We start from the raw sequence: 20,455 nt of genomic DNA on the forward strand, positions 1-20,455 counted from the left end.
AACCGACGCAGCGCCGGCAGAAAAGCCAAATCCTGTCCCCCACACCAATCCACGGCCCGCCAACGCAGGCCGTTTGCGTTTGCGGCCCTACATTGCCCTCAAGCTCGACTCGACTTTTTGCTGCGATGGTCGCCCGGGCGTGCGTCGTCGGAACGATGCTCGAGGAGGAGAGCTTCGCCGTGCGCGTGGAAAGCACCACCGGGGCCTTCGCGGAGCCGGCGGTGCCGAAGTCGGCCTGATGGTGCAAAGCTTGCAAAGCTGAAGAGGCCACCTCACCAAAGCGGTCGAAACGGCGCTGGCCTCGGCGGCTATAACGCGGCATTGCCCGACGCGTTTCGCGCATCGACGCTAGCTACCAGTTCATGTGCTGGCGGTGGGCCGCGTGTCCCAATGGGGCCCGCTCGCGGCGCCGACCGGTCATGAACCGGCGGCGACGTCCATGCGTTGTGTCTCAGCCGGGTGAGTTTGGAACAGCGAAGGAGTCGGACATGACCACGCATCCCAGCACCAATCGCTTGTCCGCACAGGAGCTGCACGACATCGATGCCTACTGGCGTGCCGCCAACTACCTGACCGTCGGGCAGATCTATCTGCTTGACAATCCGCTGCTTCGCGAGCCGCTTCGGCTGGCGCACGTCAAGCCCAGGCTGCTTGGGCATTGGGGAACCTCGCCGGGCCTCAGCTTCATATACGCGCATCTCAACCGCGCGATCAGACTTCGCGATGTCAACGTCATTTACATCTGCGGCCCCGGCCATGGCGGACCGGCCATGGTTGCAAACAGCTATCTCGAAGGCACCTATAGCGAGATCAATCCGGATATTTCCCTCGAAGAGGCCGGAATGAGGACGCTCTTCCGGCAGTTTTCCTTTCCGGGAGGCATCCCGAGCCATGCCGCTCCCGATGTGCCCGGGTCGATCCATGAAGGCGGCGAGCTCGGCTACGCGCTTTCGCATGCCTTTGGCGCGGCCTTCGACAACCCGGATCTTATCGTCGCCTGCGTCGTCGGCGACGGCGAGGCGGAAACCGGCCCGCTCGCAACATCCTGGCACTGTAACAAGTTCCTCAACCCGGCGCAGGACGGCGCGGTGCTGCCGATCCTCCATCTCAACGGCTATAAGATCGCCAGTCCCACCATTCTCGCCCGCATCTCTGACGAAGAATTGCGGGCGCTATTCGTCGGCTATGGCTACGAACCGCTGTTCGTCGAGGGTGACGATCCGCCCCTGATGCATGAGCGGATGGCCGTCGTACTCGACGATGCGCTGGACCGCATCCAGGCAATTCAGCAGGCGGCGCGCAGCGGCGGAGAGACTGCCGACGGCCGGCCGAAATGGCCGATGATCATCCTTAGAAGCCCGAAGGGCTGGACAGGCCCCAAGGAGGTCGACGGGCTGAAGACCGAAGGATTCTGGCGCGCGCATCAGGTTCCGCTCTCCGGTCTCGCCGAAAACCCTGCGCATCTGAAGATGCTCGAGGAGTGGCTGAGAAGTTATCGGCCCGAAGAGCTTTTCGATGCCGAGGGCGCGCCAGTGGCCATGATCCGCGCCACTGCCCCGCAAGGCGGCAGACGCATGAGCGCCAATCCGCATGCCAATGGCGGCCTGCTGCGCCGCTCCCTCCAACTGCCAAGCCTGCAAGAGCATGCCGTATCTGTCCAGCAGCCCGGCGGCGTGAAAGCAGAGTCGACCCGTGTGATGGGCGGTTTCCTGCGCGGCGTCATGGCATTGAACCAAAGCGCCAAAAACTTCCGCATTGTCGGTCCCGACGAGACGGCTTCGAACCGGCTGCAGGACGTCTTCGAGGTGACCGAGCGCGCCTGGATGGAAAAGATTCTGCCCGAAGATGTGCATCTCGGCCGCGAAGGCAGGGTTCTGGAAATCCTGTCCGAGCATACCTGTCAGGGCTGGCTGGAAGGCTATCTGCTTACCGGCCGGCACGGCCTGTTCTCCTGCTACGAGGCCTTCACGCACATTGTCGATTCCATGTTTAACCAGCATGCGAAATGGCTGGATGCCTGCGGCAAGCTGCCGTGGCGGCGGCCGATTGCGTCCTTGAACTATTTGTTGTCGAGCCATGTCTGGCAGCAGGAGCACAATGGCTTCAGCCATCAGGATCCGGGCTTCATCGATGTCGCCTTGAACAAGAAGGCGGACATCGTGCGCGTCTATCTGCCGGCGGATGCCAACAGCCTGCTTTGCGTGACGGATCATGTGCTTCGGACATGGAACCGCATCAACGTGATCGTCGCCGGCAAAGCCAATTCGTGGCAGTGGCTGTCGATCACCGAGGCGAAAGTCCACTGCAAGGCCGGTATCGGCATATGGGAGTGGGCGTCGACCGACGGCGGGGCAGAGCCGGATGTGGTGATGGCCTGCGCCGGCGACGTGCCGACGCTCGAGACGCTGGCCGCGGTCCAAATTCTGAAACGCCACGTTCCCGGCCTCAAGGTGCGGGTGGTCAACATAGTCGACCTGATGACTTTGCAGCCCAAGGAACACCACCCGCACGGCCTGTCGGATCGTGAATTCGACGCGTTTTTCACGGCCGATAAGCCAGTCATCTTCGCGTATCACGGCTATCCATGGACCATCCATCGCCTGACTTACCGGCGGACCAACCACGACAACATCCACGTGCGCGGCTACAATGAGGAAGGGACGACGACGACGCCCTTCGACATGACCGTCCTCAATGGCCTCGACCGCTATCATCTCGTCTTGGGCGTGCTCGACCGCATTCCCGAGCCGGCCGGCGCGCATATCCGGCTGAAGCAGGCGATGGAAGGCAAGCTGATCGAGCACCGGGCCTATATCCGCGAGCATGGGCAGGACATGCCCGAGGTCCTCGGCTGGAAATGGGAGCAGTAGTCGATGCCGAAGCGCCAGGCCAAATGGACGAGCGCACGATTGGCCGGGACCGGCCGACCATGACCGATGCCATTCTCGTCCTCAACGGCGGCTCCTCAAGCCTGAAGTTCGCCGTGTTTCAGCAGCAAGACGAGCTTCACCTGCTGGTGCGCGGCAGCGTGTCGTCGATCGGACATCATCCACGATTGCATGTCGCGCCCTCAGAATTGTCACGCGAAATCGACAGGAGCCTGGGGGACGAACCGATCGGGATAGCAAAGGCGTTCGAGGCAATAGTTTCCTATCTCGAGGATCACGCTCTTTTGCGCCGGATCGGCACGGTCGGGCACCGCATCGTCCATGGCGGGCAAGAACTTACCCAAGCGACCTTGCTCGACGAGCGCACGCTCGACGCGCTGCATAGGCTTGAGCCGCTCGCACCGATCCATCAGGCGATCAACCTGGAGATCGTCCAACTGGCCGGTCGGCTTTTGCCCGAAGCCAAGCAGGTCGGCTGCTTCGATACGGCCTTTCACACGGCGCGGCCGGAGCTTGCCAGGCTCTATGGCTTGCCGCGAGAGATGTCGGAACAGGGCATCGTCTCCTACGGCTTCCACGGGCTCTCCTACAGGCACATCGCAGCGAAGCTCCGCGAGCGCTACGGCGACGGTGCCGGTGGCCGAACGATTGCCGCCCATCTCGGCAGCGGCGCGAGCCTGTGTGCGATGAAGGCAGGAGTAAGCCTCGCCACGACCATGGGTTTTTCGACGCTTGACGGCCTCGTCATGAGCACCCGTTGCGGCGCCATCGATCCTGGCGTGATCCTGCACCTTCTGCAGGAGCGCAAGCTGTCGGCCGACCGAGTGACCGAATTGCTCTACGAGCAGTCCGGTCTGCTGGGCGTATCCGGCATTTCCGGAGACATGCAGGCGCTGCTTGGGTCGAAAGACCCGGCGGCGGCGCGTGCCGTCGCGCTCTTCGTCTATCGCGCCGGACGTGAGATCGGATCGCTCGCGGCCGCGCTTGGAGGCCTCGACACGCTCGTGTTCACCGCCGGCATCGGCGAAAATGCATGGCAGATCCGGCAAGAGATCTGCGAGGCTGCTGCCTGGCTTGGTGTCGTGGTCGACCATGGTTTAAATCGCAGCGGCGAAGCGCTGGTCAGCGCGCGAGAGTCCAGCGTCGATGTTCTTGTCATTCCGGCCGACGAGGAACGTGCCGTGGCCACGCAGCTCCTCGACTTCGACACGGTCTGATCTCCCCGCGGCAGGATCGCAGGGATCAGCTCGGTAACTGGCGCAGAGCTTCCGCTGAACCAGGACGAGCGTCGGGCGATCGGGCGTCGCGCGGGCCGTTTTCGTTCGCGTCACTTTCCCTTCAAGCTCGACTCGGCGATGGTCAGCCCGGCGCCTCGCTGCCCTATATCCGGCCGCGCGGCCAAATGCATAAGGAGCGGAAGATGCGGCAGGCACTGATCGTATGGGGCGGCTGGGAAGGGCATGAACCCGAAGCCGGGGCGCGCCTCCTCAAAGCGATGCTTGAGGAGGAAGGCTTTGCCGTGCGCTTGGAAAATACGACCGCGGTGTTCGCCGACCCGGCGATCGCCGACCTCAGCCTGATCGTGCCGATCTACACCATGTCCAAGCTCGCCAAGGCCGAAGAGGCGAACCTCACCAAAGCGGTCGAAAACGGCGTCGGCCTCGGCGGCTATCACGGCGGCATGGGCGACGCGTTTCGCGAATCGACGGACTACCAGTTCATGTGCGGCGGCCAGTGGGTTGCCCATCCCGGCAACATCATCGACTATCGTGTGAATATCGTGCGGCGCGACGACCCGATCGTGGCAGGCATCGACGATTTCCAATACCGCTCCGAGCAATATTACATGCATGTCGATCCATCGAACGACGTGCTGGCGACCACCACCTTCTCGGGCGAGCACGCGCCGTGGATCGCCGGCGTTGTCATGCCCGTGGTTTGGAGGCGCCGGCACGGCAAAGGGCGGGTGTTCTATTCGTCGCTCGGCCACGCGGCCAAGGAATTCGAGGTGCCGCAGATGCGCACCATCCTGCGCCGCGGACTTGTGTGGGCGGCGCGCTGAGCGCGCCCGTCGGTGCGGGCTGAAGCCGGTGGCGGCCGGATTTCCCGAACCGAAAGCATCACCGACCCGCTCCTATGATCATGACAGATCGTATGAATGAGTGATTTACATAAGACGTAAGCTTTCATACAACTGCCGGCAGCAACTTGCTCTATCGGGAGAGGATTGCGTGGAAAATATCGTTCCTTCGGACGCAACCGGGTGGATGCCTTCGGTCGACCAGGGCGGCGCAAGCGTGCACAACGCCGTCGTCAGCGTGCTGGGCAGCCGCATCCTGGGCGGCGACTATGCTCCCGGTGCAGCCTTGCCGCGCGAGGAGGAGCTCTGCGCCATGCTGGGCGTCAGCCGCACCTCGGTTCGGGAAGCGGTCAAGGTGCTGTCGGCGAAGGGTCTTGTCGAGGCCAGGCGGCGGGCGGGCGTGCGCGTGCTGCCGCGCGACAGCTGGCGCCTGCTCGACCCGGTGGTGCTCGGCTGGCACCCTTCCATCCAGGATGACGAGGAGCTGGTTTCCGGCCTGCTCGAGGCGCGCCGCATCTTTGAGCCGGCGGCGGCCGAGCTTGCGGCAAGGCGCGCCAGCGCCGCCGATCTCGCCGAAATCGAACGCGCGGTCGTCGGCATGCGCGACAATATCCCGGGCGACCTCAACGCGGTCTGCCAGGCGGACCTTGCCTTCCACAAGGGCGTCATCGCCGCCAGCCATAATGTCGTGCTCAAGGGGCTGGTTGGCATGCTGGAAGCTGCCCTGCGCGCCACTTTCCTGGTCACCAATCCGTTGATGGAGGCGCAATCGCGCGCGCTGTCGGCGCATGTCGCGGTGCTGGAGGCGATCCGCGTCCGCGATACCGCCGGCGCCCGCGGCGCCATGAACAGGCTGCTTGACATCGCCGCCGACGATCTTCACGCCAGAGGGTGACGTTTCCGGCTTGACGCCATTTTTTATCATATGATATTTCAATTTCATATGATCTAATTAGCGTCATGGGAGGTGTTGCGCTTGAGGATCGTGGCCATCACCACGCGCGTCGTGAACGCGGATATGCGCAACTGGGTGTTCGTGCGTGTCGAGACCGACCAGCCGGGCCTCTACGGTTGGGGCGAGGCGACGCTGGAATGGAAGACCCAGGCCGTCGTCGGCGCCGTCAATGACCTCGCGCCGCTTCTGGTCGGCCGCGACCCGCGCGACATCGAGCAGGCGGTGCGCATCCTCAAAAAGCACTCGTTCTGGCGGCTCGGCGTCATCGGCATGTCGGCGGTTTCCGGCATCGAGCTGGCGCTCTGGGACATTTTTGGCAAATGGCTCGATCAGCCGGTCTGGCGCTTGCTCGGCGGCAAGGTGCGCGACCGGGTCAAGGTCTACACGCATCTCGGCCTCGGCGACATGCGCGCCGTCTACGAAACGTTGGAGACCGAGCCGTTGGTGCGGCGCGCCTCCGAAGTGGTTGCCACGGGCTATCGCGCGCTGAAGGCCGTCTTCATCCCCTACAGCCACTATCATGCGCCGCTCGTCGAGGTCGACAAGGTCGGCCGCCTAATGGAGGCGCTGCGCAAGACAGTCGGTCCCGAAGTCGAGATCATGGTCGATTTCCACGGCCGTCCCGCCTCGGCCTCCACCGCGCTCGCCTATATCGACGCGCTTGCGCCCTACCGACCGATGTTCGTCGAAGAGCCGCTGCCGCCGGGCGAGACCGGCGCGCTGGCGCAGCTCGTCGCCAAATCGCGCGTGCCGATCGCCACCGGCGAGCGGCTGATCGATCGTCCCGAATTCGACGACCTTTTCCGGGCAAGGGCGGTCGACATCGTGCAGCCGGACATCTGCCACTGCGGCGGCCTGCTCGAGGCGAAGAAAATCGCCGCCATGGCCGAGGCGGTCTCGGTCGGTGTGGCGCCGCACAATCCGCTCGGTCCGATCGCCGGCGCGGCGGCGCTGCATTTCGCGGTCTCCACGCCCAATCACCTGATCCAGGAAGAGATGGTCGGTGCCGTGCCCTGGTATTTCGAGGTGGTGAAGGGGCCGATCCGCATGATCGACGGCTGCTGGCAGGTGCCGGATGCGCCCGGGCTCGGCGTCGAGGTCGACGAAGCGGTCGCCGACCGGCATCCCTACAGGCCGGAGGTCATGCACACCACCAATGCCGTCCTTGCCGACGGCACCATCGTGGACTGGTGACCATGGCCGGGCGACTGAAGGACAAGGTGGTGATTGTCACCGGCGCCGGGCGCGGCATCGGCGAGGCGACGGCGCGCGCGATGGCCGCCGAGGGTGCGGCCATCGTCGTGGCCGAAAAGGATGCGCTCAGCGGAAAGAGCGTTGCCGCGTCGCTGGTCGAAGCCGGCGCTCGGGCGCTGTTCGTGGAGACCGACGTCGCCGATATCGCATCCTGCAAAGCGATGGCCGAGCAAGCGCTTGCCACCTTCGGCCGCATCGACGTGCTGGTCGCCAATGCCGGCATCAACGTTTTCCACGAGCCGCTGGAAACCACGGAAGAGGAATGGCGGCGCTGCTTTGCCGTCGATCTCGACGGGGTGTGGTATTCGGCGCGCGCCGTGCTGCCGGCGATGCGGGCTCAGACGCAGGGTTCGATCGTGGCGATCGCTTCGTGCCATTCTTTCGCGATCATCCCCTCGACCTTTCCCTATCCGGTTGCCAAGCACGGACTGCTCGGCCTGGTACGATCGCTCGGGGTTCAATACGCGGCCGAAGGTGTTCGCGTGAACGCGATCGCACCCGGCTACATCGAGACGCAGATCGCGGTCGACTACTGGAACACCTTTCCTGATCCGCAGGCGGAGCGCCAGCGCACCTACGACCTGCACCCGCCGCGCCGCATCGGGCGGCCGGAGGAGGTGGCGATGACTGCCGTCTTCCTCGGCTCCGACGAGGCCCCGTTCATCAACGCCGCCTGCATCGTCATCGATGGCGGGCGCTCGGTTCTCTACCACGAATGAGGTTTCGCACCGGCGGCCGGTCGCCGGAAACGTCTTCAAGCAAAAAGGACTCCCGCCGGCCGGGATCGATATTGAGGAGGAAACCATGAAACGCATGATCAGGACGTGGCTTGCTGTGGCCGCGACCGCAGCCGTCGCGCTGACGGTCCATGGCGCCGGCGCGCAGGACAAGATGAAGTTCGGCTATATCAACAAGATGGGCGACCATCCCTGGTTCGTCCGCGAGGTGAAGGGTGCCAAGGACAAGGCCGCCGAGCTCGGCGTCGACCTGCTTGTCCAGGACGTTCAGTTCGACGCCAACCTCGCCGTCACCACCTTCGACACCTATGTCGGCGACGGCGTCAAGGGCATCGCCGTGGTGGTGCCGGACCGCTCGCTCGGCCCGGTCGTCGCCGACAAAGCAAAGGCCGCCAAGATCGGCCTGATTGCTGTCGACGACGACATCGCCTTCGCCGACGGCACGCCGGTCGCCTATGTCGGCATGAACGCGCTCAACATCGGCAAGCAGGTCGGCGGCGAGATTGCCCGCATCGTCAAGGCCGAAGGCTGGGACAAGGACCTCTCCAAGGTGCGCGTGGGCTCGATCGAGGACCAGAAGGCCGACACCTGCATGCGCCGCAACAAGGGCGCGGAGGAAGCGCTGGTCGCAGCGATCCCGGAGATCAAGTCGCGCATCGTCTCGATTCCCTATGACAACACGATGGTTAACTCGATCGATGTCGTGTCGACGACGCTGACAGCCAATCCGGACGCCGAGAAGTGGATCTTCTACTCCTGCAATGACGACGGCGTGCTTGGCGGCGTGCGCGCCACGGAGAATGCCGGCATGAAGCCGGAGAACGTCATCGGCATCGGCATCGACGGTTCCCGCTCCTGCGAGGCCTTCGGTTCCGGCAAGCCGACGGGCTTCCGCGGCACGATGTGGCTGGACAGCGCCAAGCACGGCGCCGCCGCTATCCAGGCGCTCTACGACCAAGCTACCGGCAAGGAGATGCAGAAGGACTATTTCCAGGACGCCACGCTGATCAGCGGCGAGAACTTCGCCAAGTTCAAGGACACTCTCGGTTGCAAGTCCTAGGCTCCCTTTCGGGCTCGGGGCGGATGGCCTTTGGGCGGGCGGCTTCAAAGGGAGTCTCCCGCCCATGACCGTGCCCGTCGTTGCCGTCGAAGGCGTCAGCAAGCGCTTCGGCGCCGTGCAGGCGCTGCGCGACGTGTCGGTCGCTTTCAACGTCGGCGAGATCACCGCGCTGATCGGCGAGAACGGCGCCGGCAAGTCGACGCTGATGCGCGTGCTGGAGGGCGAGCATCGGCCGGATAGTGGCCGGGTCCTGGTCGACGGGCAGCCGGTGCAGCTCAGCTCGCCGCGCGCCGCACACGGCTCGGGCATCCGCGTCATCCACCAGGAGCCGGAGATCATCCCGGAGCTTACGGTGGCGGAAAACATCTTCATCGGCGACATCAAGGCGCGGGGCGCAATTTTTCTCGACCGCGCTGATCTCGAAAGACGCAGTCTCGACCTGTTGCGCACCTTTGGCGTGGTCGACGTGCTTTCGCCCGGGCAGCGCTGCCATGGCCTGAGCCCGGCGCTCAGGCAGCTGATCGAAATCATGCGCGCGCTGCGGCCGGGCGCGCGGCTGCTTGCCTTCGACGAGCCGACCTCGTCTTTGACGGAGGACGAGGCGCAACGGCTGTTCCGCGTCATCCGGCGCCTGAAGGCCGACGGCGTCGCGGTGATCTACATCTCGCACCGGCTGCGCGAGATCATCGAGCTTGCCGATCGGTGCGTGGTGATGCGCGACGGCAGCCGCGTCGCCGACGAACCAATCGCGGCGCTCGACGAGCAGCGCATGGTGCGGCTGATGGTCGGCAGGCCGGTAAGCGACCTGTTCAACCGAAAAGTGCGCGCGCTCGGGCCGGTCCGGCTGGCGCTCGAAGGCGTCACGACACGCCGCGTCGACGGGATCAGCTTCGAGGTCAGGGCAGGCGAGATCGTCGGCCTGGGCGGATTGGTCGGCGCGGGACGGACGGAAGTCGCGCGCGCCGTCGTCGGCCTCGATCCACTGCTCTCCGGGCGGATGGCCGTCGGCGGCCGGCCTTACAGGCCGCGCGAGCCGGCGGATGCGGTTGCCGCCGGAATCGGGCTGGTGCCGGAGGACCGCAAGCAGGAGGCCTTGCTTTTGATGCAGGCGGTGCGCGACAATGTCAGCCTCGTGGTACCCGACAAGGTGTCGCGCTACGGCTTCTTCAGCCGCAGGCGCGAGCGCGCGCTGGTCGCCCGCCATGTCGCCGAGCTCCGGGTCAAGACGCCGTCGATCGAGCAGGCCGTCGGGAAATTGTCCGGCGGCAACCAGCAGAAAGTCGTCTTCGCGCGCTGGCAGGCACGGGGGCCGGCGGTCCTGATCCTCGACGAGCCGACGCGCGGCATCGATGTCGGCGCCAAGGCGGAGATCTACAGGCTCATCGAAAGCCTGGCCGACCAGGGCCTCGCCATCCTGCTCATCTCCTCGGAGATGCCGGAGCTGCTCGGCCTTGCCGACCGCATCCTGGTCATGCAGAGCGGCAGCATCAGCGGCGAGCTGCCGTGGCAAGAGGCGAGCGAGGAGGCGGTGCTGGCACTGGCCATGCGCTCGGACAAGAAAGCAATCGAAAGGAGGGTGTCGTGACCGATACCGCGACCGCCGGACGCGAGCGCGCGCCGGCCAGCCTGTTTGGCCGCATCGGCGCGCAAAACATCAGCCTGCTGATCGCTCTGGTCGTGCTGCTGGCGATCTTTGGCGTGTTGAGGCCGGACGTCTTCTTCACGCCGCGCAACCTGATCAACATAGGCCTCGCGGTCACCATTCTCGGCATCCTGGCAATGGCGCAGACCGTCGTCATCGTATCGGGCGGGCTCGACATATCGGTCGGGTCGATCGTCGGCCTGAGCACGATGGTGCTGGCCGTCGCCGCCCAGGAAACCGGCTCGATCCCCGCCGGCATCCTCGCCGGCCTGCTCGCCGGATTGCTGGCAGGCGCAGTCAACGGGCTGATCATCGTCTACGGGCCGGTCAATGCGGTGATCGCGACGCTTGGCACGATGTCGGCCTTCCGCGGCCTCGCCTATCTGATGAACAACGGCAATTCCATACCGATCACCGGCGACAGCCTGCGCGCGCTGGGCATCGGCACGCTGTCCGGGCTGCCCTTCGCCATCTGGCTGCTGATCGCGGCGATGGCGGCTTTCATCGTTTTCACCCGTGAGACGGTCGTCGGCCGCAACATCTACGCGCTCGGCGGCAATCCGACGGTGGCGCGGCTCGCCGGCATCCCGATCCGCCGCTACCAGATCTCGATCTATGCGATGAGCGGCTTCGCCGCGGCGGTGGCGGGTCTGGTGCTCGCCAGCCGCACCATGTCCGGACAGCCCGCCTCCGGCAGCCAGGGGCTGGAGCTCGAGGCTATCACCGCCGCGATCCTCGGCGGCTGCGCGCTGCAGGGCGGCAAGGGCACGATCATCGGCGCCATGTTAGGGGTGCTGATCATCGGCGTCCTCAACAACGGCATGATCCTGACCTCCGTGCCGACCTTCTACCAGCTGCTCGCCAAGGGCGCGCTTTTGATCCTGGCGGTCATCGTGCAAGAGCGCCAGCGGGCCCGGTCGGGAGAATAGCCCCGCGCGGGGTTAGACGCTTTCGAGATAGGTCTCGATCTCGAAGTCGCTGACATTGAGCGCGAAGGTGTTCAGCTCCTGGCGCTTGCAGGCGATGAAAGCGTCGCGCAGCACGGCCGGGAAGATTTCGGCGACGCGCTTGCCGGTCTCGAAGGCGGCGATCGCCGAGGCCCAGTCAGGCGGCAGCTTGGCAAGCGTCAGGCCCTGTCCCTCGCCGCCGGTCGGCTCGCCGGGCGACAGCTGCCGCTCGATGCCCATTAGCGCGGCACCCAGGATCGCCGCCAGCACCAGATAGGGATTGGCGTCGGCCCCGGAAACGCGATGCTCGATGCGGCGCGCGGCAGACGGGCCGCCTGGAATGCGGATCGCCACCATGCGGTTTTCGTAGCCCCAGGCGACAGCCGTCGGCGCATAGGACCGTGGCCGCAGCCGGCGATAAGAATTGAAATGCGGCGCGAACACCAGCGTGCTTTCGGCCATGGCCGCGAGCAGGCCGCCGACGGCGTGGCGCATGGTGTCGGAGCCCTGGTCGCTGCCGTCGTCGAAGATGTTGCGGCCGTCCTTGTCGAGCACGCTGAAATGAACATGGAAACCGTTGCCGGCGCGCTCGCCATAGGGCTTGGCCATGAAGCAGGCGGCAAAGCCGTGCTTGCGCGCGATGCCCTTGACCGTGCGCTTGAAAAGCACGGCGTCGTCCGCGGCGCGCAAGGCATCCGGAACGTGGTTGAGGTTGATCTCGAACTGGCCGACGCCGTTCTCGGCGATCGCCGTATCGACCGGAATGCCCTGCATGCGGCAGGCTTCGTAGATGTCGTGGATGAAGCCTTCGAAATCGTCGATTTCGTCGATCGAAAGCGCCGCATCGGAATCGAGACGCCGGCCGGTGACCGGCGAGACAGGACCGACCGGACGCTGCGATGTCGGATCGACGAGATAGAATTCAAGCTCGGTCGCGGTAACCGGCGTCAGACCAAGCGCTGCGTAGCGGTCGAGGATGCGGGCGAGCGCGCGGCGCGGATCGCCGAGATAGGGTGCGCCGGCCTCGTCGGCGAGCCACAGGGGCAAAAGCGCCGTCGGATGCGCCGTCCAGTTGACGGGCAGGATGCCGCGTCCGGTCCAATGGCAAAGCCCGTCGGCGTCACCGGTCGAGAAAACCTGGGCGTTGCCTTCGATGTCCTCTCCCCAGATGTCGAGCCCGATCAGCGAATAAGGCATGCGCAGCTTGCCTTCGAGCGCCTTGCGCGCCTGCTCGACCGGGATGCGCTTGCCGCGCATGATGCCGTTCAGGTCGCACACCGCGGCCCGCAGGCTCTGGATGTCGCTTCTGCTTTCAAGCCAGTTCAAAACGTCCGCAATTGCATCGCCCAATTTCCAGCCCCTGTTCTTTCGGAGGTGCTGCAGCCGTTCCGGCTACGATATCCATTCTACAGCTTGTGAGTTTATGAAGGTCGCCACGGATGGTTCCAGGCGATGTTCCTTCATTTTTTCAATTCACTAGCTGGGATATCGGGCGGCATTTTGGGTCCATAGCTGCGATCTGCGATCGCAACATAGCTGGCCGCTAGGGGAAAGCCAAGGGGGCATTTGCGCGGTCAACGGTGATCTGGCTGCCAGTATCGTGATGGCCGAGGGCAATCCCTCGATCTACGCTGAGGCACTAGTGCCGCAATTCAGGAAACTTGATCTGTTTGAGAATGTGCGTCGCGCCCTCGTCGATGTCGCGCACGATGGCCGCGCGGGCTCGTTCGCCGTCCTGGACCTCGATCGCCGCCACGACCTCTTCATGATAGTCGATGCCGAGAATGCCGGCGAGGTCGTCCTCGAAGCCGATGCGCAGGTTGCGGAGGAAGGGGCCCACCTGCATCCACACGGTCTCGATCAGGAAGATCATCTGCTCGTTGCCGCAGTGGCGGTAGATCGAGAATTTGAAGTCGTGATTCTTGCGCAGGTAATCGTCGATGTCGCCGCTGCGGGCGGCCTGGGTGAGCTCTGTGCAATGTCGGCGGATGGCGCGCAGATTGTTGCCATTGATGAGGCCGGTGGCGAGCTCAGTGGCCGTGCCTTCCAGGACCATGCGCACGTCGGTGAGCTGCTGGAAACGGTCGGCCGAAATCATCGGCACCTCGACGCTTCCGTTCGGCATCGGGCTCAGCGCCCTGAGCGCCTGCAGCCGCATGAAGGCGCTGCGCACCGGCATGTCGCTGGTGCCGAGCTCCTTGGCGAGCTTCCGCGAGGTCAGCTTCTGGCCGGGCTGGAGCTGACCCGACATCAGCGCCCGCACCAGTTCCAGATAGACTTTCTCATGCAGCGGTACTGTGTCGAGGGCAGTCAGTCCGAATTGTGTTTTGTCGGCCATTGGCTATGCGCTACTTCGTCCGTCCCTGAAATCTGTTTAGCCGCTCTGTCCGCAACCGGAGACTTGGCCGGCGGCCCTCGATCCGCACGATAGACGGTTAAGGCGCGGCGCCGCAAGTGAGGCAGGGGCGGCCTCCTGACTGGCCCGAACGGCGCCCTCGGCATGCGTGCCGTGGAGCGGTTCCATTTGGCTGGAGACGCGCTATCCGATGCGCGCGTCGATGATCTCGACGAAGCGCGCGAAGAGGCCGGCCTGCGACCTGATCTTGAGCTTGCGATAGATGTTGCGGCGATGGACCTTCACGGTCCCTGGGACGATCCTGAGCGCCCTGGCGATCGATTCCGTCGAGTGACCCTGGAGCACCAGGTCGACGACCTGTTTCTCGCGCGGGGTCAGCGACAGGCTCTTCCAGATGTGGGCGCGATCCAGCTCATTGGTCACCGCCGCGGCTTCGCCCGGCGGCGCAACCGTGGTCTCTTCGGCAGGCAAGGCTGGCCAGCGCTGTCGGCAGAAGCCGACCACCGCGGGAGCCATGTCGCGCAACAGCCTAGCGTCGGCTGTTCCGAACGGCCCCGAGGCGCGCAGCCGCATCAGCGACAGCACCAGCGCATCCTTGCCGGCCAGCGGAACGAAGAAGCCGACCTCCTCGGCGAGCCGGGTCTGGCTGTAGTACGAGCGGTAGTACTCGCTGGCATAGAAGCGGTCCGGCGCCAACTCGCGCATGCGCCAGAAGCCTTCCCTGCGCTCGACCGCGGCGTGATGGAAGGGGTCGAGCAGATAGGGCCCTTCCTGATAGAGCGCGACGAAGATGTGGCTTTCGGCCGGCGAGAAGGTCTCGAACAGAAGCGGCGGCCGCGCAGCACCCCGATAGCCGAAGACGACGCAGTGATCGAAGCGGACATGCCCGCGCAGCCAGCCGACGATCGCCTTGCCGAAATGATCGCCGGTCTCGCGCGCCGCGGCAATCACGGCGCCGAGCGCGTTGTAGTCGTCGCTGCGGGAGGCGCTCAATTCATACCCCTCGAAATGCTAAAATCAATTAAATATACCACCCGCGAGGTATATACTAGGCGCCATTGGCTCTGCTAGCTTTGCAAAGATTGCCTCACGCTGTCGCTGGAGCCCGTGGCTTGACTGCAGTGCCCGATATCGAGTTTCGCGCGGTCACCAAGCGCTACGGCGCCGTCACGGCGGTCAGCGGCATCGACCTTGCCATCCCGCCCGCGGCCTTCGTCGCCCTGCTCGGACCATCCGGCTGCGGCAAGACGACATGCCTGCGCATGATCGGCGGCTTCGAGCAGCCGAGCGAGGGCCAGGTGCTGATCCGCGGCCGCGACATGGCCGGAACGCCGCCTTACCGGCGTCCGGTCAACATGGTGTTCCAGCAGTACGCGCTGTTTCCGCATCTCGATGTCGAGGAGAACATCTCCTACGGACTGCGCCAGGCAAGGCCGCGTCTGTCGTCGCGCGAGATCAGCCTGAAGGCAGGTGAGGCGTTGGCCATGGTGCAGCTTGCGGGCTACGGACGCCGCAAGATTCACGAGCTTTCCGGCGGCCAGCAGCAGCGCGTCGCGCTCGCCCGGGCGCTGGTCAACAAGCCTGCGGTGCTGCTGCTCGACGAGCCCCTGGCGGCGCTCGACAAGAAGCTGCGCACAGACATGCAGATCGAGCTGCAGAACCTGCAGCGCGAAATCGGCATCACCTTCGTTCTGGTCACCCACGACCAGGAGGAGGCGCTGTCGATGAGCGACTTCGTGTGCGTCATGAATGGCGGCCGCGTGGTGCAACTCGGCCAGCCGAGCGAGATCTATGACGAGCCGGCCGATCTGTTCGTTGCCGATTTCGTCGGCAAGACGAATCTGCTCAGCGGCAAGGTGGCCGGGCTCTCCGGCGACCTCGTCGATGTGGCGCTCGCCGACGGCACGGTGATTTCGGCGCGCAAGCGGGTACCGCTCAGCCGGGGCGAGGCCGTATCCGTCAGCCTTCGGCCGGAATCGCTCAGCCTCTCGGCGCCCGGAGGCGGCGGTCTCAAGGGCATTGTCCGTAACCGCATCTTTCTTGGCTCGACCGCGGAATACGCGATCGAAGTGCAGGGCATTGGATCATTGCTTACCAAGGCCGATCACGTGACTGGCCGGGGCAACCTTTTCAAGCCGGGCGAACCCGTCGCCATCGGCTTCGCCGCCGGAGCGCCGCTGGCGTTTCCGCAACCTAAGAACAACGGGACCAACCAGAGGGAAGACCAACATGTCAAAATCCTATCGTGACGGACTGCCGATAAGCCCCGAAAAATTCGTCGACCAATTGATGCGCCTGAAGCGCGGCTCGATCAGCCGGCGCGACTTCCTCGGCCTCACCGGCCTCGGTGTCGCGACCGCGGTGATGGCGCGCGAGCTCGGCATCAGGCCGACACCGGCCTTTGCTGCCGAGAACCTCGGCGACCGCATGTCTATCGCCACCTGGCCGAACTATCACGACCCGCAGACCTTCGAGAACTTCAAGGCCGAGACGGGCGTGGCCGTCGAGGTCAACGTCTTCGGTTCGAACGAAGAGATGCTGGCCAAGCTGCAGGCCGGCGGCTCGGGCTGGAGCCTGTTCGTGCCGACCAACTACACCATCTCGACCTATAAGAAGCTCGGCATCATCGAGCCGCTGGACATGGCCAAGCTCGGCAATTTCGACGGCAGCAAGGAAGATGCCCGCTTCACCGCGGAAGGCACGATCGACGGCACGATCTACGCCGTGCCGAAGAACTGGGGCACGACCGGCTTTGCCGTCAACACCAAGAAGCTCGCCAAGCCGATGTCGAGCTGGAAGGAATTCTGGGATACTGCCATGGCGGAAGGCGACGGCCGCACCATGGTGCATGACTACCAGCTGACCACGATCGGCAATGCGCTGAAATATCACGGCTACTCGTTCAACTCGCTGAAGCAGGACGAGCTCGCCAAGGCCGAGGAACTGCTGCTCAAAGTCAAGCCGCATCTCTTCGCGGTGTCGAGCGACTATCAGCCGTCGATGCGCTCGGGCGACGCCTGGATGACGATGTGCTGGACCAATGACGGCGCGCAGCTTCATCGCGATATTCCTGAGATCGCCTATGTGCTCGGCAAGGAGGGCGGCGAGATCTGGACCGACTTCTACGCCATCCCGAAGGACGCGCCGAACAAGCCGGCCGGCTATGCGCTGCTCAACTACCTGATGAACCCGAAGGTCGCCGTCAAGGAGCATCTGGCCAATGGCGCGCCTTCGACCGACGCGCGGGTCAATGCGCTGCTGCCGAAGGAGGTGCTCGAGAACCCGATCCTCTATCCGGCCGCCGAGCTTCTGAAGCCGCTCGAGTTCGGCGCCGCCGCGACGCTCACCGATCCGGGCCGCGCCGAGCTGATGGCGCGCTTCAAGGCCGCGTGAATCAGGGCATCAACTCCGGTCAAGTTCTTACCGCCGGCGGGCAGAGGCCCGCCGGCGCCGAAGCGGCTTTTTCAATGCGCGGCAGTCTCCTTCGCAAAAATCTCCTGACCGCCCTACTGCTCGCTCCGGCGACGCTGTGGCTCGTCGTGTTCCTGGTCTTGCCGTTCGTCGCCATCGCCGTCTTCAGCGTCGGTGAGCGGGCACCCGAGGGCGGCTACCAGGCAGCGTTCACCTTCGCTCAATATGCCAACCTGCCGGCACGGGCGACCGCCTTCTGGAACACGATGGTGCTGGCGCCGGTCGGCGCGCTGGCCTGCCTCCTCGTTGCCTATCCCGTCGCCTATTACCTGGCGCTGCGCGCGCCGCAGCGCTGGCGGTTGATCCTGCTCGCGCTGATCGTCATCCCGTTCTGGACCAGCCTTCTGATGCGCACCTATGCCTGGATGTACATCCTTGGCGGGCGCGGCATTCCCGCCCTGCTCGCCTATATAGGCATCGAGGATCTCAGGCTGATCAACACGCCTGGCGCCGTGCTGCTCGGCATCGTCTATGGCTATCTTCCGCTGATGATCCTGCCGATTTATGTCAGCCTCGAACGGCTCGACCGGCGGCTGCTCGAGGCGTCCGCCGATCTGGGTGCTACGCCGCTATCGACCTTCCTCGGCGTCACGCTCCGGCTGTCGCTGCCGGGCGTGATGACCGGCTTCTCGCTGGTGATGATCCTGCTGCTCGGCGAGTATCTGATCCCGACGCTGCTTGGCGGCGGCAAGGTGTTCTTCATCGGCAACGCCTTGGTCGACCTCTTCTTGCAGTCACGCAACTGGCCGTTCGGATCGGCGATTGCCATCACGCTGGTGCTGGTCTCGGTCGTGGTGCTGATCATCGCCAACCGCCTCTCGACCCGGCTTTCGGGCGCCCGCCGCGTGGACCTAATCTGATGCGCGCCTTCGTCGTTGCCGTCTTTGCCTTCCTTTATCTGCCGATCGCGCTGGTCGTGCTGTTCTCGTTCAATGCCGGCCATCACGCCAGCGAGTTCACCGGCTTCTCCGAGCAATGGTACGGCAAAGCGCTGTCGAACCCGTTCCTGGTCGAGGCGCTGAAGAACAGCCTGTTCATCGCCACCACCAGCGCGCTGCTCGCGGCTTTCTGCGGCACGGCCGCGGCGCTCGGGCTGCAGCGTGTCGGCGCGCGGACAAGGGGCGTGTTCGACGCGTTGCTGGGTGCCGCGATCGTTGTGCCGGGCGTCGTCATTGGCATTTCGACGCTGGTGGCCCTGGTGCAGCTCTTCGCCGCCGTCAATCCGTTCCTCGCTTCGGTTTGGCCGACCGACCAGCCGCCGCGCCTGGCGCTCGGCTACGGCTCGATCATCGCCGCGCACGGCCTGTTCTCGATGGCGCTGGTGACGATGATCGTCGGCACGCGGCTCAGCAGCCTCGACCGCAACCTGGTCGAGGCCTCGAGCGATCTCTATGCAACACCGCTGACGACGTTCCGCTCGATCGTGCTGCCGCAGATCATGCCGGCGGTGATCGCCGGCTTCCTGCTCGCCTTCACCTTCTCCTTCGACGACTTCATCATCGCCTTCTTCGTCGCCGGCGCGCAGACGACCTTGCCGATCTATGTCTTTGCCTCGATCCGACGCGGCGTGACGCCGGAGATCAACGCCATCGCGACGATCGTGCTCGCCGCCTCGGTGCTGCTCGTCCTGCTCGCGCAATGGCAGCTCGGCCGACGAAAACCATTGCCGTGAAAGACAGATCCATGATTTTGAAAGATCGCATCGCCGTGGTGACGGGCGCCGGGTCGGGCATCGGGCGCGCCGGCGCCATGATCATGGCGCGGGAAGGGGCTGTCGTGGTGATCGCCGACCGGGATCCGGCGGCAGGCGAGGCCACGGCGGCCGCTATCCGCGCAGCCCGCGGCCGGGCCGAAGCGGTTGCGACTGATGTCGCCAACGACACGGCGGTCGAGGACCTCATAGCGGGAACGCTCGGCAAGCACGGCCGGATCGATATCCTGCACAGCCATGCCGGCATCCAGGTCGGCGGCACGCTGACGGAAGTCAGCACCGACGGCATGGATGCGTCGTGGCGGATCAATGTGCGGGCGCAGTTCCTCGCGGCGAAGACCGTCATGCCGGCGATGATCGCGCAGGGCGGCGGCGTCATACTCAACACTGCGTCCAATTCCGGCGTCTTCTACGATCGCGAGATGATCGCCTATGCTACGTCCAAGCATGCGGTGGTGGCGATGACCAGGCAGATGTCGCTCGACTACGCCAAGCACAATGTGCGCATCAACGCGCTCTGTCCGGGCTGGGTCGACACGCCGTTCAACGAGCCGTTCATCACCCAGATGGGCGGACGCAACGCGATCGAAAACTATGTCCGGACCAAGATCCCGATGGGGCGCTGGGCGAGCGCGCAGGAAATCGCCGAAGCAATCCTGTTCCTGGTCTCCGACCGCTCGTCCTTCATGACCGGCCAGGCGCTGGTCGTCGACGGCGGCGAAAGCATCGGCTGAGGCGCGCTTGGCGAGCGATCTACCGGTCGACTGGATTTCCGAATGCCGGATCGCGACGTCGCGAGTAGGTGTCGATACGCGGCAGATCGTCGGAGAATTCCAGCCAGGGCAGACGCAGCCGCCAATAGGCGTGGGCTTGTGGCCGAAACCGCTCCGGATGGTCCAAGAAGCCGATCGTGACATAAAGCTCGTCGTTCAGTCCCTCGTCGCGATAGGCGATCGAGGTGCCACATTTCTCGCAGAAGCTGCGGACGATGCCCCGGGTCTTCGAGAATTCCCTGGGCTGGCCGCGGGTCAAGCGGATCTGGTCCGGCCGGTAACCGATCCAGATGGTCAGCGGGCTTCCGATCGCCCGGCGGCAGTCGTCATCATGGTCGAAGCAGGTCCAGAACGGATCGCCCTGCATCTCGGCCGCGATCGCCCCGCAAAAACATGCCCCCGTTTCGATCCTGCCTTCCATCCCATCGCTCCTGATCGTGCTGAATTCCGTCGGCCGCGCTGTGCGCCGGTGGCGTGCTCAGTGGGAACATCAAAACCGGCAGCGAGTTCCTTCGGGCGGGCAACGCGCGGAGCGGCCCCAGCGGGCGGGCTTGCGCCGGAAGCAACGATCGGTCAAACCA

The 20,455-nt window shown here is 64.8% G+C and carries 19 protein-coding genes; 15 read left to right on the forward strand and 4 right to left on the reverse strand.

What is annotated here, in order from left to right; all coding sequences use genetic code 11:
- The 10 genes from EOA49_RS33115 to EOA49_RS21235 form a co-directional block, all read left to right on the forward strand.
- The coding region (locus tag EOA49_RS33115; protein ID WP_206520202.1) for a hypothetical protein at positions 1–239 on the forward strand (239 nt) is incomplete at its 5' end.
- Positions 240–488: 249 nt separating this feature from the next.
- Positions 489–2,870 carry a phosphoketolase family protein gene (locus tag EOA49_RS21195; protein ID WP_127240024.1) on the forward strand — a complete coding sequence of 794 codons (2,382 nt, stop codon included), beginning with the start codon at positions 489–491 and terminating at the stop codon, positions 2,868–2,870.
- A gap of 59 nt (positions 2,871–2,929) precedes the next feature.
- The gene (locus tag EOA49_RS21200) at positions 2,930–4,105 is read left to right on the forward strand and encodes an acetate/propionate family kinase (protein WP_127240025.1); all 1,176 of its coding nucleotides are present in this window, start codon (positions 2,930–2,932) and stop codon (positions 4,103–4,105) included.
- Positions 4,106–4,308: 203 nt separating this feature from the next.
- The gene (locus tag EOA49_RS21205; protein ID WP_067319633.1) at positions 4,309–4,950 is read left to right on the forward strand and encodes a ThuA domain-containing protein; all 642 of its coding nucleotides are present in this window, start codon (positions 4,309–4,311) and stop codon (positions 4,948–4,950) included.
- Between the two features lie 169 nt (positions 4,951–5,119).
- Positions 5,120–5,863, forward strand: a complete 744-nt coding sequence (locus EOA49_RS21210; protein WP_082953630.1) for a FadR/GntR family transcriptional regulator — start codon at positions 5,120–5,122, stop codon at positions 5,861–5,863.
- A 90-nt stretch (positions 5,864–5,953) separates the two neighbouring features.
- Complete coding sequence (dgoD, locus tag EOA49_RS21215; protein ID WP_245299514.1) at positions 5,954–7,117, forward strand: galactonate dehydratase; 1,164 nt, start codon at positions 5,954–5,956, stop codon at positions 7,115–7,117.
- Between the two features lie 2 nt (positions 7,118–7,119).
- The gene (locus EOA49_RS21220; RefSeq protein WP_066990055.1) at positions 7,120–7,896 is read left to right on the forward strand and encodes an SDR family oxidoreductase; all 777 of its coding nucleotides are present in this window, start codon (positions 7,120–7,122) and stop codon (positions 7,894–7,896) included.
- Positions 7,897–7,981: 85 nt separating this feature from the next.
- Positions 7,982–8,974 carry a substrate-binding domain-containing protein gene (locus EOA49_RS21225; protein ID WP_082953661.1) on the forward strand — a complete coding sequence of 331 codons (993 nt, stop codon included), beginning with the start codon at positions 7,982–7,984 and terminating at the stop codon, positions 8,972–8,974.
- Between the two features lie 64 nt (positions 8,975–9,038).
- On the forward strand, positions 9,039–10,559 hold the full coding sequence (locus EOA49_RS21230; protein WP_127240026.1) for a sugar ABC transporter ATP-binding protein: 1,521 nt from the start codon (positions 9,039–9,041) through the stop codon (positions 10,557–10,559).
- Positions 10,556–11,545: an ABC transporter permease gene (locus EOA49_RS21235; RefSeq protein ID WP_127217235.1), complete on the forward strand. Its 990-nt coding sequence runs from the start codon at positions 10,556–10,558 to the stop codon at positions 11,543–11,545. Before EOA49_RS21230 ends, EOA49_RS21235 begins: the two co-directional genes overlap by 4 nt.
- Before the next feature lie 12 nt (positions 11,546–11,557).
- Here the strand turns inward: EOA49_RS21235 and EOA49_RS21240 are convergent, their stop codons facing one another.
- The 3 genes from EOA49_RS21240 to EOA49_RS21250 all read right to left on the reverse strand — a co-directional run bounded on the left by EOA49_RS21240 (position 11,558) and on the right by EOA49_RS21250 (position 14,912).
- A complete protein-coding gene (locus EOA49_RS21240) occupies positions 11,558–12,913 on the reverse strand; it encodes a glutamine synthetase family protein (protein ID WP_067319031.1) in 1,356 nt (451 codons plus the stop codon).
- A gap of 289 nt (positions 12,914–13,202) precedes the next feature.
- Positions 13,203–13,901 (reverse strand): GntR family transcriptional regulator, encoded by a 699-nt coding sequence (locus EOA49_RS21245; protein WP_095823551.1) that lies wholly within the window; start codon positions 13,899–13,901, stop codon positions 13,203–13,205.
- A 201-nt stretch (positions 13,902–14,102) separates the two neighbouring features.
- Complete coding sequence (locus tag EOA49_RS21250) at positions 14,103–14,912, reverse strand: helix-turn-helix transcriptional regulator (RefSeq protein WP_127240027.1); 810 nt, start codon at positions 14,910–14,912, stop codon at positions 14,103–14,105.
- 119 nt (positions 14,913–15,031) lie between these two features.
- Between EOA49_RS21250 and EOA49_RS21255 the strand changes: the two genes are divergently transcribed.
- The 5 genes from EOA49_RS21255 to EOA49_RS21275 all read left to right on the forward strand — a co-directional run bounded on the left by EOA49_RS21255 (position 15,032) and on the right by EOA49_RS21275 (position 19,835).
- Entirely contained in the window at positions 15,032–16,168 is a 1,137-nt protein-coding gene (locus tag EOA49_RS21255) for an ABC transporter ATP-binding protein (protein ID WP_127240028.1), read from the forward strand.
- Entirely contained in the window at positions 16,149–17,312 is a 1,164-nt protein-coding gene (locus EOA49_RS21260; RefSeq protein WP_095800622.1) for a spermidine/putrescine ABC transporter substrate-binding protein, read from the forward strand. Before EOA49_RS21255 ends, EOA49_RS21260 begins: the two co-directional genes overlap by 20 nt.
- A 74-nt stretch (positions 17,313–17,386) precedes the next feature.
- Positions 17,387–18,250, forward strand: a complete 864-nt coding sequence (locus EOA49_RS21265) for an ABC transporter permease (protein ID WP_095823603.1) — start codon at positions 17,387–17,389, stop codon at positions 18,248–18,250.
- Entirely contained in the window at positions 18,250–19,062 is an 813-nt protein-coding gene (locus EOA49_RS21270; protein ID WP_127241443.1) for an ABC transporter permease, read from the forward strand. The genes EOA49_RS21265 and EOA49_RS21270 overlap by 1 nt, the downstream gene beginning before the upstream one ends.
- A gap of 11 nt (positions 19,063–19,073) precedes the next feature.
- The gene (locus tag EOA49_RS21275; RefSeq protein ID WP_095823547.1) at positions 19,074–19,835 is read left to right on the forward strand and encodes a glucose 1-dehydrogenase; all 762 of its coding nucleotides are present in this window, start codon (positions 19,074–19,076) and stop codon (positions 19,833–19,835) included.
- Positions 19,836–19,854: 19 nt separating this feature from the next.
- Here EOA49_RS21275 and EOA49_RS21280 read toward each other — a convergent pair whose 3' ends face one another.
- Positions 19,855–20,295, reverse strand: a complete 441-nt coding sequence (locus EOA49_RS21280; protein ID WP_067319017.1) for a GFA family protein — start codon at positions 20,293–20,295, stop codon at positions 19,855–19,857.
- Between the last annotated feature and the right edge of the window lie 160 nt (positions 20,296–20,455).

Source organism: Mesorhizobium sp. M1A.F.Ca.IN.020.04.1.1 (assembly GCF_003997315.1).
Taxonomy (GTDB): Bacteria; Pseudomonadota; Alphaproteobacteria; order Rhizobiales; family Rhizobiaceae; genus Mesorhizobium.

Excerpts from the sequence above, each read along its gene's own strand:
- EOA49_RS21195 (WP_127240024.1), top strand. The coding sequence starts at position 489 with ATGACCACGCATCCCAGCACCAATCGCTTGTCCGCACAGGAGCTGCAC.
- EOA49_RS21200 (WP_127240025.1), top strand. The coding sequence starts at position 2,930 with ATGACCGATGCCATTCTCGTCCTCAACGGCGGCTCCTCAAGCCTGAAG.
- EOA49_RS21205 (WP_067319633.1), top strand. The coding sequence starts at position 4,309 with ATGCGGCAGGCACTGATCGTATGGGGCGGCTGGGAAGGGCATGAACCC.
- EOA49_RS21220 (WP_066990055.1), top strand. The coding sequence starts at position 7,120 with ATGGCCGGGCGACTGAAGGACAAGGTGGTGATTGTCACCGGCGCCGGG.
- EOA49_RS21225 (WP_082953661.1), top strand. The coding sequence starts at position 7,982 with ATGAAACGCATGATCAGGACGTGGCTTGCTGTGGCCGCGACCGCAGCC.
- EOA49_RS21230 (WP_127240026.1), top strand. The coding sequence starts at position 9,039 with ATGACCGTGCCCGTCGTTGCCGTCGAAGGCGTCAGCAAGCGCTTCGGC.
- EOA49_RS21245 (WP_095823551.1), bottom strand. The coding sequence starts at position 13,901 with ATGGCCGACAAAACACAATTCGGACTGACTGCCCTCGACACAGTACCG.
- EOA49_RS21260 (WP_095800622.1), top strand. The coding sequence starts at position 16,149 with ATGTCAAAATCCTATCGTGACGGACTGCCGATAAGCCCCGAAAAATTC.
- EOA49_RS21265 (WP_095823603.1), top strand. The coding sequence starts at position 17,387 with ATGCGCGGCAGTCTCCTTCGCAAAAATCTCCTGACCGCCCTACTGCTC.
- EOA49_RS21270 (WP_127241443.1), top strand. The coding sequence starts at position 18,250 with ATGCGCGCCTTCGTCGTTGCCGTCTTTGCCTTCCTTTATCTGCCGATC.
- EOA49_RS21275 (WP_095823547.1), top strand. The coding sequence starts at position 19,074 with ATGATTTTGAAAGATCGCATCGCCGTGGTGACGGGCGCCGGGTCGGGC.
- EOA49_RS21280 (WP_067319017.1), bottom strand. The coding sequence starts at position 20,295 with ATGGAAGGCAGGATCGAAACGGGGGCATGTTTTTGCGGGGCGATCGCG.